The organism is Streptomyces sp. NPDC059695, assembly GCF_042733785.1.
In the GTDB taxonomy this organism is placed as follows: domain Bacteria; phylum Actinomycetota; class Actinomycetes; order Streptomycetales; family Streptomycetaceae; genus Streptomyces.
This window is the reverse complement of sequence record NZ_JBHWFF010000010.1, coordinates 101,018-112,566: the sequence shown is the minus strand read 5'-3', so window position 1 is coordinate 112,566 and position 11,549 is coordinate 101,018. Positions and strand designations below refer to the sequence as shown.

At 74.9% G+C, this 11,549-nt stretch carries 10 protein-coding genes; 5 read left to right on the top strand and 5 right to left on the bottom strand.

Annotated features, from left to right (window positions below):
• The first annotated feature begins 202 nt into the window (after positions 1-202).
• Positions 203-1,495, top strand: coding sequence for a DUF6986 family protein (locus ACFV2S_RS14935; protein ID WP_385558040.1), 1,293 nt, complete (start codon positions 203-205; stop codon positions 1,493-1,495).
• A 139-nt stretch (positions 1,496-1,634) separates the two neighbouring features.
• Positions 1,635-3,569 (top strand): protein kinase, encoded by a 1,935-nt coding sequence (locus ACFV2S_RS14930; RefSeq protein ID WP_385558037.1) that lies wholly within the window; start codon positions 1,635-1,637, stop codon positions 3,567-3,569.
• A gap of 63 nt (positions 3,570-3,632) precedes the next feature.
• Here ACFV2S_RS14930 and ACFV2S_RS14925 read toward each other — a convergent pair whose 3' ends face one another.
• Together ACFV2S_RS14925 and ACFV2S_RS14920 are read right to left on the bottom strand one after the other, a co-directional pair.
• Positions 3,633-4,883 (bottom strand): MFS transporter, encoded by a 1,251-nt coding sequence (locus ACFV2S_RS14925; protein ID WP_385558033.1) that lies wholly within the window; start codon positions 4,881-4,883, stop codon positions 3,633-3,635.
• A gap of 272 nt (positions 4,884-5,155) precedes the next feature.
• Positions 5,156-6,181, bottom strand: coding sequence for a LacI family DNA-binding transcriptional regulator (locus ACFV2S_RS14920; protein WP_385558030.1), 1,026 nt, complete (start codon positions 6,179-6,181; stop codon positions 5,156-5,158).
• A 133-nt stretch (positions 6,182-6,314) separates the two neighbouring features.
• On the opposite strand from ACFV2S_RS14920, the gene ACFV2S_RS14915 reads away from it, so the two are divergent.
• Positions 6,315-7,265 (top strand): ROK family protein, encoded by a 951-nt coding sequence (locus ACFV2S_RS14915; protein WP_385558027.1) that lies wholly within the window; start codon positions 6,315-6,317, stop codon positions 7,263-7,265.
• 167 nt (positions 7,266-7,432) lie between these two features.
• Here the strand turns inward: ACFV2S_RS14915 and ACFV2S_RS14910 are convergent, their stop codons facing one another.
• A complete protein-coding gene (locus tag ACFV2S_RS14910) occupies positions 7,433-7,612 on the bottom strand; it encodes a hypothetical protein (RefSeq protein ID WP_383791398.1) in 180 nt (59 codons plus the stop codon).
• Positions 7,613-7,748: 136 nt separating this feature from the next.
• Here ACFV2S_RS14910 and ACFV2S_RS14905 point away from each other — a divergent pair, with 136 nt between their 5' ends.
• Positions 7,749-8,783, top strand: coding sequence for an NUDIX domain-containing protein (locus tag ACFV2S_RS14905; RefSeq protein ID WP_385558024.1), 1,035 nt, complete (start codon positions 7,749-7,751; stop codon positions 8,781-8,783).
• Positions 8,784-8,871: 88 nt separating this feature from the next.
• Here the strand turns inward: ACFV2S_RS14905 and ACFV2S_RS14900 are convergent, their stop codons facing one another.
• Together ACFV2S_RS14900 and ACFV2S_RS14895 are read right to left on the bottom strand one after the other, a co-directional pair.
• Positions 8,872-9,573, bottom strand: a complete 702-nt coding sequence (locus ACFV2S_RS14900; RefSeq protein WP_385558021.1) for an MBL fold metallo-hydrolase — start codon at positions 9,571-9,573, stop codon at positions 8,872-8,874.
• 119 nt (positions 9,574-9,692) lie between these two features.
• Positions 9,693-11,057: a dipeptidase gene (locus ACFV2S_RS14895; protein ID WP_385558018.1), complete on the bottom strand. Its 1,365-nt coding sequence runs from the start codon at positions 11,055-11,057 to the stop codon at positions 9,693-9,695.
• Between the two features lie 162 nt (positions 11,058-11,219).
• On the opposite strand from ACFV2S_RS14895, the gene ACFV2S_RS14890 reads away from it, so the two are divergent.
• Complete coding sequence (locus ACFV2S_RS14890) at positions 11,220-11,534, top strand: hypothetical protein (protein WP_385558015.1); 315 nt, start codon at positions 11,220-11,222, stop codon at positions 11,532-11,534.
• Positions 11,535-11,549 lie beyond the last annotated feature (15 nt).

Sequence of the window (11,549 nt, the reverse complement as noted above, 5' to 3'; positions counted from 1 at the left end):
ATCGCCTCCTCCTCTCTCTCCCGTCTCCCCCCCGGTGAGTTGTTGAGCTGGTGTGGGGGGGGGGCGGGGGGGCCGGGCCCCCGGCGGGGCCCCCCCCCCCCCCCCGGCCGTTTCGGACAACCATTGACGCAGGTCCCGGCGCCTACTACCTTCGCTATGCGGATTGTTGATTCCGTGAAGCGGAAAACAGGAGGAATGCAGGATGGGTCAGCAGGAGAAGGTGTCGACGAGCCTCGCGGGCGCGGTCAGCGAGGGCATCAGCGCCTCGCTCGCTTCGGTGGACGCCGAGCTCGACCGGCGCTACCCGGGAGACCCCGGCACCCGCCAGCCCGTCCACACCGTCTACGTCCCGGGCAACGTCTTCGACGCCGGAACCATCCGCTCCTGGGGCGACCAGGCCCTCGCCGCCCTCGACGAGCACGCCCCCGACGCCGCGTCCTTCGCCGCCGTCCTCGGCCTCTCCGACCACCTCGCCGAGGACGTCTACGGCCGTGTGCGGACCAAGCTGGAGCGCGAGCCCATCGAGGACCTCCGGGTGGACTTCGAGGACGGCTACGCCGGGCAGGACGAGGACCAGGACGCCGCCCGCGCCGCCCGCCTGATCTCCGAGGCGTACGCGAACGGGACCGCCGCCCCCTACATGGGCATCCGGATGAAGTGCATGGAGGCGGCCGTACGCGACCGCGGCATCCGCACCACGGACGTCTTCCTCACCGGCCTCCTGGAGAACGGCGGCCTCCCCGACGGCCTCGTCCTCACCCTCCCCAAGGTCACCTACCCCGAGCAGGTCACCGCCTTCGTCCGCCTCCTGGAGGCCTTCGAGAAGGCCCACGGCCTCGACGCGGGCCGCCTCGGCTTCGAGATCCAGATCGAGACCAGCCAGTCCATCCTCGCCAGTGACGGCACCGCCGCCGTCGCCCGCATGATCGGTGCCGCCGAGGGCCGCGCCACCGGACTGCACTACGGCACCTTCGACTACAGCGCCTGCCTCGGCGTGTCCGCCGCCTACCAGGCCAGCGACCACCCGGCCGCCGACCACGCCAAGGCGATCATGCAGGTCGCCGCCGCCGGCACCGGCGTCCGCGTCTCGGACGGCTCCACCAACGTCCTGCCCGTCGGCTCCACCGCGCACGTCCACGAGGCCTGGCGCCTGCACTACGGCCTCACCCGCCGCGCCCTCTCCCGCGCCTACTATCAGGGCTGGGACATGCATCCCGGCCACATCCCCACCCGCTACGCCGCCGTCTTCGCCTTCTACCGCGAGGGCTTCGAGACCGCCGCCAAGCGGCTCTCCGCCTACGCCAACCACGCCGGCGGCGACGTCATGGACGAGCCCGCCACGGCCAAGGCCCTCGCCTCCTACCTGCTCCGCGGCCTCCAGTGCGGCGCGCTCGACACCGTCGAGGTCGACGCCCTCACCGGCATGACCCGAGCCGACCTCGACCGCTTCGCCGCCCCGCGCCGAGGCGACCTCACGGTCACCACTGATCGCTAAACGGTCACTTTCGCGCCAACTGCCCCGTACTCTTGTCGAGTTCACATGATCGACAGGGGACGGGGCAGCGGTGTCATCGGGGGAGAACGGGCGGCTCGCGGGCCGCTACAGAATCGTGCGTCGGCTCGGCCGCGGAGGCATGGGCGTCGTCTGGCGGGCCGTCGACGAGGTCCTCGGCCGTGAGGTGGCCGTCAAGGAACTCCGTACGTTCTCGGACGCGGCCGCGCCCGAACTGGCCGACCTGCGCCTGCGGATGACCCGTGAGGCCCGAGCCGCCGCCCGGGTCCGCCACCCCGGAGTCGTGGCCGTCCACGACGTCACCGAGCACGAGGGCCGGCCCGTCATCGTCATGGAGCTCGTCGAAGGGCCCTCCCTCGACGACGTCCTCGGCGAACGCGGCACCGTCGAACCCGCCGAGGCCGCCCGCATCGGCGCCCGCGTCCTGGAGGCGCTGGCCGCCGCGCACGACGTGGGCGTCCTCCACCGGGACGTGAAGCCCGGCAACATCCTGCTCGACCGCTCGGGCCGGGTCGTCCTCACCGACTTCGGCATCGCCACGATGGAGGACCCCGGCGACGGCTCCGCCACCCACCTCACGCGCAGCGGCGAGATCGTCGGCTCCCTCGACTTCCTCGCCCCCGAGCGCGCCCGCGGGCAGGATCCGGGCCCCGCGTCCGACGTCTGGGCCCTGGGCGCGACCCTGTACGCCGCGGTCGAGGGCGCCTCGCCCTTCCGCCGCACGTCCACCTGGTCGACCCTCGCCGCCATCGTCACCGAACCCCTCCCGGAGCCCCGCCGCGCCGGAGCCCTCACCCCGGTGCTGCTCCGCCTCCTGGACAAGGACCCGGCCTCCCGCCCGACCGCCCGCGAGGCGGCACGGCTGCTCGACGCGCTGGGGGAGGCGGAGGCGGAACCCGAGCCGGTGACGGGCGGAGCCACCGCGCCGGGGTCACCCTCGCCGGGGATGCCCGCGCCGGGGTCACCCTCGGCGGGGATGCCCGCGCCGGGGACACCTGTGCCGGGGACGTCCGCGCCCGGGACACCCGTGGCGGAGACACCCGCCCCGGGGTTCCTCGCGCCGAACCCCTACGGGGACGCCCCCGGGACGAACCCGTACGCGGACGGGGCGGACGTGAACCCCTCCGCGGGCCCGGCGCAGACCCCGCCGCTCTTCTCCGCCCCACCCGCCGGGGCCTTCGGGCCCGCCCTCCCGGTGCCGCCCGCGCAGCTCGACGCGGGCACGGCCGGACGTGCCGGGACGCGGGCCGCGCGGCGCGCCGAGGCGAAGCCCCGCCGGAGCAACGCGGTGGTCGCCGCCGCCGTGGCCGCCGTCCTGCTGGCCGGCGGCGGCATCACGTACGCCCTCATGGACGGCGACGGCGGCACGCGGGCGTCCTCGGAGACCCCGCGGGACGGGGACGGCGGCGGCGACACCGTGGGCGACCCCGGCCGCGTCCTGGACCCGGGGAGCGGCACCGCGGCCTCCGGACGGCCGAGCGGCACCGCCACCCCCTCCACCGGCTCCACCCCCTCGGGCCGTGAGTCGGGTACGGCCGCCGGCGACGCAACGGCCACCGACGGCCCCGGCCGGGACTCGGGGGAGGACGGCCCGGACACGGGCGGTACGGGCGCGGACCCGGCCTCCGGCGCGGGCGGCGCGGGCGGCGCCACGACGGCCCCGGGCAAGCAGGGCGGGAGCGCCGCCGCGGCCGGCGGCACCGGCACGACCCGCGATCCCTCCGGGGGCGGGGGCGGCGCCACGGCCGCGCCCACCACGGATGCCCCGCCGCCCGCCTCCGGCTGCACCGCCTCGGGCTCCTCCGCGACCTGCCAGGTCGTACGGAGCGCCACCACCACCCGGTACGACGGCGGGGAGATGGGGACGGTCGGCGCCGGACCGCACACGTTCTCCTGCCAGGTCGACCTCGACCGGACCGAGACGTACGGCGGCACCACCAGCCGCTGGTTCGCGCGCACCGACGACGACAGCGGCAACACCAACGTCTACCTCAGCGTGCTCCATCTGTCGGGCGGTGCGGGAGGCGGCCCCGTGGCGGGGCTGCGGATCTGCTGATCCCCGCGCCGGGGCCGAAGGCGCCGCTTCCGGAGGAGGAGGCCTCCGAGGCCTGTCTCGGGGTCAGCCCGTGACCTCGGCCGCGACGCCTGGCTGCGGCCGGGTCCGCATGCCCCAGCGGGCCAGAGGGGGACCGGCAGCGCCCAGCACGGCGAAGAACACCGCCAGGAGCAGCCAGCCCGTCGTGCCGAGGCCGAGGACCACCGTGGTGAGGATCGCGGGGGCGAGCGCCTGGCCCGCGCTGAAGCCGAGACCGAAGACACCCTGGTACTGGCCCTGGGCGTGGTCGGGGGCAAGACCGAAGCCCAGGGCGAAGGCCGCCGACGACTCCCACACCTCTCCCAGACTGTGGACGAAGATCGCGGCGAGGACCAGGCCCGCCGCCGCCCAGACGGGGGTATACGCCGCCAGCGCCATCATCGGGCAGCTGACGAGGAAGAGCAGCCCCGCCGTGCGAAACGCCAGGCCGCCCTCGTGCGGGGTCTCGATCCGCGACCCGATCCTGGTCTGCATCAGCACACAGAACAGGGAGTTGACGGCGAACAGCGCGGCCACCGTCCAGCGCGGCGCCTCGGTGTGCTCGGAGATCCAGATCGGCAGGAGGAGCGAGACCACCGGGTACTGCAGTCCCATGGCCCCGTAGAGGGCGGTGAACGTCAGGAAGGGACGATCCGCGAAGACGAGCCACCTGCGCCGGCGCGGCGGCGCGGGCAGCACCGGATAGCGGGGCAGTAGGAGCAACAGCGCCGCGCACAGGGCGAAGCTCGCCGCGTTGCCGAGGATCAGCAGGACATAGGCACGGCGGGTGTCCGCGGCCAGCGCCAGCCCCGCACCGACCGTGCCCAGGACAACGCCCAGGTTGACGAACGTGCGCAGCTTGGCACGGAACAGGGCCGGGCGCTCGCCGCCGACCCGGACCACCAGCGCGCCCCACGCCGCCCCGCCGGCCGCGGCGGCGATCTGGTCGACCGTCGCGATGATCGTGAGCGCGGCCCAGCTCTCGACGAGGACGAGGGCCGCCATCGACGCGGCCTGGACCGCGAGGGCCACCATCATGATCGTGCGCGCTCCTCGCCGGTCCGCGAGGTGCCCGCCCGGTATGCCCGCGCACAGGCCGATCACTCCGGCGATGGTGAGCGCGGCACCGACCTCGACCGCGGGCAGGCCCACGACCAGGGTGAAGTAGAGCGCTGACGCCGCGTTGAAGAGACCATTGCCGACCCGGTTGACGAAACTCGCGGCGACCAGCACGCGCTCCGGCGCGTTGTTCCCCGCCATCCGGCCTATTCGACCCGCCAAGTCGCCCTTGATCATGGACGGCACGCTAGCAGCGAGCGCAGACCGAGCGGCAGTGGCACCGAGCCCGCGTGCTCGGATGCGACCCACCCTCACCCGTTCCCGGCCGCCGCCGCTGCTCGTCCGGAGCCTGGAGCGCGGCGACTGCGCGTACCGGCTGATGGACGACACCGAGCCGCCGAGCCGGTTCCAGGATCCGGTGGACCGGGCGGCAGTACCGCCGCATCACGGCTGCCGGGGGTCGCGGCCGCGGCGGACCCGACCGCGCCGGAGGACCCGGCGGCAGGCCCTCACGGCGCGATCTCGCCCGATCCGCGGGCGAGCAGCGTCGTGCCGAGCACCAGCCGCTCCGGCGCTCCTTCGGCCCCGTCGAGGCGCCGGAAGAGGCGCTCCGCCGCCGTCCGGCCGAGTGCGGCGGCGTCCTGGGCCACGACCGTGACGCCGAGCAGATCGGCCAGTTCGATGTCGTCGAAGCCGACCAGGGCCACCGGCCGCCCGTGCCGGGCGAGGGCCCGGACCACCGTCACGGTGACGCGGTTGTTCCCCGAGAACAGGGCCGTCACCGGTTCGGTCGCCGCCAGCATCTCCCGTACCGCCGCGCTCACCCGCTCCGGCTCGGTGGACCCGAGGGAGACCCAGGCGTCCCGGACCGGGAGGCCAGCGTCCTCCATCGCGGCGCGGTAGCCCCGCAGGCGTTCGGCGGCCGTGTGGATGCGGGGACGGTCGCCGATGAAGCCGATCCTGCGGTGGCCGTGTCCGATCAGATGGGCCACGCCCGCGCGTGCACCGCCGAAACTGTCCGAGAGCACGGCGTCGGCGTCGATCCGTCCGGCGGGCCGGTCGACGAAGACGGTGGCGACCCCCGCCCTCATCTCGGGCTCCAGGTACCGGTGGTCGTCACCGGCCGGGATGACGATGAGACCGTCGACCCGGCGGGCGCAGAGCGCGAGCGCCAACTCCTGCTCCCGCTCCGGGTCCTCGGCGCTGGAACCGTTGAACAGCAGCGCCCCGTGCGCCCGCGCGACCTCCTCCACGGCCCGGCTGAGCGGCCCGTAGAAGGGGTCGGCGAGGTCCTCCAGGACCAGTCCGACGGTCGCCGTCCTGCCCTTGCGCAGGACACGGGCGCTGTCGTTGCGGCGGAAGCCGAGGACCTCGATGGCCTCCCGCACCCGGCGTGCGGTGTCGGGGGTGACGCCCGGTTCGCCGTTGACGACCCGGGACACCGTCTTGAGGCCGACGCCGGCCCGTGCGGCGACGTCCTTCATGGTGGGCCGATTGCCGTAGCGGGACTCGGTGCGGCGGGCGATGTCGGCCACGGTGCGCGGTTCCTCCGGAGGGTGTCGAGTCGATCTCGGTTCGAGCATAGAACCTGGACAACGTTGTCAGACCGGGTAAGACTGTACAGAACCGCTTCCCGCCCCCCACCCGCCGACTGGAGACCCCGCGCCCATGCTCACCGACCCCGCCACGGGCCTCGTCGCCGCCCTCGACATCGGCGGCACCAAGATCGCCGGGGCCCTGGTCGACGGCGGGGGCCGGGTCCGCGTCCGCGCGCAGCGGCCCACGCCCGCGCGTGAGGACGCCGCGACGGTGATGGCGGCGGTCGAGGCGGTCCTGACGGACCTGGCCGCCTCTCCGCTCTGGGAGTCCGCGACGGCCGTCGGCATCGGCAGCGCGGGACCGGTCGACGCCTCCCGGGGAACCGTCAGCCCGGTCAACGTGCCCGCCTGGCGCGACTTCCCCCTCGTCGAGCGGGTCGGCCGGGCCACCGAAGGGCGCCCGGTCACCCTCGTCGGCGACGGCGTCGCCATGACGGCCGCCGAGCACTGGCTGGGCGCGGCCCGCGGGCACGCCAACGCCCTGTGCCTCGTGGTCTCCACGGGCGTCGGCGGTGGCCTCGTCCTCGACGGCCGGGTCCACCCGGGACCCACCGGCAACGCCGGTCACATCGGCCACATCCCGGTGGACCTGGACGGCGACCCCTGCGCCTGCGGCGGGCGCGGCTGCGTCGAGCGCGTCGCCAGCGGCCCGCACCTCGCCCGCCGGGCCCTGGACAACGGCTGGCGGCCGGGGCCCGACGGCGACGTCTCCGCCGCCGCCGTGGCCGCCGCCGCGCACGCCGGCGACCGGGTCGCGATCGCCTCGTTCGAGCGCGCGGCCCGGGCGCTCGCGGCGGGCATCGCCGCCACCGCCGCCCTCGTCGAGATCGACATCGCGGTCGTCGGAGGCGGGGTGGCGGGTGCCGGGGAGGTCCTCTTCGCCCCGCTCCGGCGCGGCCTGCGCGACTACGCCGCGCTCTCCTTCGTCCGGAACCTGACGGTCGTCCCCGCCGCCACGGGCACCGACGCGGGCCTTCTCGGCGCCGCCGCGGCGGCCATGCCGGCGTCTTCCCGTCCCTGACCCGCGCCGGTCGGCGCGCCCGTCCCCGACCCCCGCCGGTCGGTTTCCGTCCCCGACTCGCGTCCGTCCGTCGAAACGCCCGTGCCGCCGCTCCCGGGCCGACACCCGTCCCGCGCCCCCTGCCACCGCTCCCGGCCCAGGCGCCCGGCCCCGACCCGGGACCGGCGTCACTCCCGTACCCGCTCCGGCGTCCGCTGCTCCACGATCACCAGGAACGTGTCGGACTCCAGGTCCATGACGACCCTGGCCGGCACTCCCTCCTCGCGCCGCGCCCCGGCGAACTCCTCCGCCGGCCAGCTGCCCCGCGGGCCGCCGGCCGGAAACCGTTCGAGAACCGTACGACTCATCTCCGCACCCCCTCGTGCTCGCCGTTCTCAACGACGGCTGCCCGGAAGTGTCACGCACATGCCGAGACATGGGTTCGTGGTTTCCGTGGCAGGGTGTTGCGGGCAAGCCACTGGGGGCTATCGAAGAGGGGGAAACGTGATCGTCTGGATCAACGGTACGTTCGGCGCGGGAAAGTCGAGCACCGCGCGCGAGCTGGTCGATCTGATCCCCAACAGCACCTTGTACGACCCCGAGGTCACCGGCGGGGGGCTGCGCCGGCTCCTCCCGGCCAAGCGGCTCGCGGAGGTCGAGGACTACCAGGACCTGCCGATCTGGCGCCGCATGGTCGTCGACACCGCCGCCGCCCTTCTCGCCGAGGTCGGCGGCGTGCTCGTCGTCCCCATGACCCTGCTCCGCCAGGAGTACCGGGACGAGATCTTCGGCGGGCTCGCCGCCCGCCGCATCGAGGTGCGGCATGTGCTGCTCGCCCCGGAGGAAACGATCCTGCGGGAGCGGATCGACGGGCGGGCGGAGTTCGGCGACCCCGAAGCGGACGCCCGCGTACGGGAGTGGTGCCACCAGCACCTGCCGCCGTACCGCGCCGCCCTGGACTGGCTCGCCGCCGACGCGTACACGCTCGACACGTCGGCCCTCACCGCGGCCGAGGCGGCCCGGGCCGTCGCCGACGCGGTCCGGGCCGGGCGGGTTGCCCCCTGCGGCATCGTCCAGACACCCGAGCCCACCGGTGAGACGCTCGCCGCCGGCGTCCTGCTCTTCGACGAGCAGGACCGGTTCCTGCTCGTCGACCCCACCTACAAGCCCGGCTGGGAGTTTCCCGGCGGCGTCGTCGAGCCCGGCGAGGCCCCGGCCCGGGCGGGCATGCGCGAGGTGGCCGAGGAGATCGGCCTCGAACTCGACGCCGTACCGAAGCTGTTGCTCGTCGACTGGGAGCGCCCCCAGCCCCCCGGCTACGGCGGCCTCCGCCTCCTCTTCGACGGCGGCACCCTGCGGACCGCCGACGCCGCACGCCTCCGCCTCCCCGGCTCCGAGCTCCGGGGCTGGCGGTTCGTCACCGAGGAGGAGGCCGAGACCCTGCTGCCGCCCGTCCGCTACCGACGCCTCCGCTGGGCCCTCCGCGCCCGCGAACGCGGCACCGTCCTCAACCTGGAGGCGGGCGTCCCGGTCGGCTGACGCGGCCCTCGCCTGTGGCAGGCCTGCGCCCCCGCCCGGCGCAGGCCCTGCGCCCGTGCCTGCGCGCCGCCGCCGCCGGCCGCAGGCCCTACGCCTGTGCCTGCGCCGCCGCGGCCGCCAGCCGCTCCGCCGTGTCCGTCGTCACCGGAGCCCCGTGGCCGCAGCACAGCACCGAGGGGGCGAGCTTCGCGAGCGCACGCATCGAGTCGAGGGCGAGGGCCCGGTCGACGTGCAGGACGCCGAACATCACGTCCGGCACCGAGGCCACCGTGTCCCCGGCGAACAGCACACCGTGGCGCGGCAGATGGACGGCGATCGAGCCGGGCGTGTGGCCCGGGCCGTGGACCACCACGGCCCCGTCGCCGAAGCCCAGCTCCTCGCCGTCCTCGACCTCCCGGTCCACCCGCGTGGGCGGCGCCTCCGGAGAGGTCAGGCCGTGCGCGAAGATCGGGCGCTCCCAGTCGAGCAGATCGGGCTCGGGGACCGGCGCCTCGCCCCGGATCACCGGCGCGTCGAGCCGGTGCGCGAGGATCTCCGCCCCGTACCGGTCCGCCAGCTCCTGCGCCGAGCCCACGTGGTCCCGGTGGCAGTGGGTCAGCACGATCCGGCGCAGCCGCTCCGGGGCCAGGCCGGCCGACCGTATCGCCGCGGCGATCCCGTCCGCCGTACCGGCCCAGCCGGCGTCGATCAGGGTCAGCTCCTCCTCGTCCTGCCACAGATAGGCCTGACCGATGGAGAAGTCGAGGAGGTGAAGTCGGGGCGTGATCCTGGCGAGTTCGATGGATGTCATACGGCGAACCTACGCAGCCGCGCAGGTCCGCCGGGTGCGTCTACGCTCTCGGCGAGCTTCGCCGAGCGCTGAACCGATCCGGGGCCGGGCCCGGCATCCGCGCCGGGCCCGATCCGGCGTCAGACCTGCTTCGAGCGGGCGTAGTTGACGAGGAAGTGCGCCTCGGCGACCGAGAGCCGCTCCAGCTCCTCCGGCGAGACGGACTCGTTCGGCGCGTGGATCTGCGCCTCCGGCTCGCTCAGGCCGATCAGCAGGATCTCCGACTCCGGGTAGAGCGAGGCCAGCGTGTTGCACAGCGGGATCGAGCCGCCCATGCCCGCCGTCTGCATCTCCTCACCGGGGTACGCGACCCGCATCGCCTCGGCCATCGACGCGTACGCCGGGCTGGAGGTGTCCGCCTGGAACGGCTGGCCCTGACCGACCTGCTCCAGCGTCACCCGGGCGTCCCACGGCGTGTGCTTCTCGATGTGCGCGAAGAGCAGCTTCGTCACCTCGGCCGCGTCCTCGCCCGGCGGCACCCGCAGGCTGATCTGCGCACGGGCCGACTTCGGGACCGAGGGGGTCGCCCCGGCCACCGGGTGGCAGTCGATGCCGATGACCGTGACGGCCGGGCGCGCCCAGATCCGGTCGGCGACCGTGCCGGCGCCCGGCAGCGACACGCCCGCCAGCACCTTCGCGTCCTGGCGGAAGTCCTCCTCCGGGTACTGCAGGCCCTCCCACACCTGGTCGGCCGCGAGACCGTCGATGACGGTGGAGCCGTCCGGCCCCCGCAGCGAGTCCAGGACGCGGATCAGCGCGGCCAGCGCGTCGGGCGCGGCGCCGCCGAACTGACCGGAGTGCAGGTTGCCCTCCAGGGTGTCGATCTGGACCCGGATCATCGTCATGCCGCGCAGGGTCGCGGTCACGGTCGGCAGGCCCACGCGGAAGTTGCCCGCGTCGCCGATCACGATGGCGTCGGCCGTGAGCAGCTCGGGGTGCTGCTCCGCGTACCGCTCCAGACCGCCGGTGCCCTGCTCCTCCGAGCCCTCGACGATGACCTTGACGGTCACCGGAACACCGCCGTTCGCCTTGAGGGCGCGCAGCGCGAGCAGGTGCATGATGAACCCCCCCTTGCAGTCGGCGGTGCCGCGTCCGTACCAGCGGCCGTCCCGCTCGGTCAGCTCGAACGGCGGGGAGAGCCAGACGGACTCGTCCAGCTTCGGCTGCACGTCGTAGTGCGCGTACAGCAGGACGGTCGGCGCGCCGGCCGGGCCGGGCAGGACGCCGTACACCGACTGCGAGCCGTCGGGGGTGTCGAGCAGCGCCACGTCCCGGAAGTCCTCGGAGCGCAGGGCGTCCGCGACCCAGTTCGCGGCGGCCTCGCACTCGCTGCGGGGCGCCACGGCCTCGTCCGCCACCGACTCGAAGGCCACCAGCTCCGTGAGCTCGGCCTTGGCCCGGGGCATCAGTGACCGGACGGTCTCGGCGATCGGATTCGAGGTCATGGGCACGCTCCTGATGGGTGCGACGTTACGACGTGAGGACGACGTTCGTCGTATGTCGTGGTACGGCGAACGCACCGTCGATCCTACGGGCGGGCCCCTGGCTACCGCGCCGTAGGATGCGTCAGGAGCAGACCACCGGTCGGATCAGGAGCAGAAGCACACGTGAGCAGCGAGCACGCAGAGAACGCCGGTCCGGAGCCCACCGAGCCCGCAGGCGCGGCTCCCGGGGCCGCGGGGAGCGCCGCCGGGAGTGCGGCCGGACGTGCGGACGCGGAGCCGGCGCCCCTGCCGGACGACGGGGTGTCGGACGGGGTGTCGGACACCGCGCCGGGCGAGGCGCCGGACGAGGCGTCCGCCCCGGAGGGCGAGGAGTCGGCCGACGTCTGGGACGTCGTGGTGGTCGGCGCGGGACCGGCCGGCGCGGCCGCCGCGGACGCGGCGGGCGGCGCGGGCCCCCGGGGGGGGGTCCGGGAGTAGTAGGAGCTGGCCCCC

Coding starts and splice junctions, on each gene's coding strand:
- ACFV2S_RS14935 (WP_385558040.1), top strand. CDS start 203: ATGGGTCAGCAGGAGAAGGTGTCGACGAGCCTCGCGGGCGCGGTCAGC.
- ACFV2S_RS14930 (WP_385558037.1), top strand. CDS start 1,635: ATGGGCGTCGTCTGGCGGGCCGTCGACGAGGTCCTCGGCCGTGAGGTG.
- ACFV2S_RS14925 (WP_385558033.1), bottom strand. CDS start 4,883: ATGATCAAGGGCGACTTGGCGGGTCGAATAGGCCGGATGGCGGGGAAC.
- ACFV2S_RS14915 (WP_385558027.1), top strand. CDS start 6,315: ATGCTCACCGACCCCGCCACGGGCCTCGTCGCCGCCCTCGACATCGGC.
- ACFV2S_RS14910 (WP_383791398.1), bottom strand. CDS start 7,612: ATGAGTCGTACGGTTCTCGAACGGTTTCCGGCCGGCGGCCCGCGGGGC.
- ACFV2S_RS14900 (WP_385558021.1), bottom strand. CDS start 9,573: ATGACATCCATCGAACTCGCCAGGATCACGCCCCGACTTCACCTCCTC.
- ACFV2S_RS14895 (WP_385558018.1), bottom strand. CDS start 11,057: ATGACCTCGAATCCGATCGCCGAGACCGTCCGGTCACTGATGCCCCGG.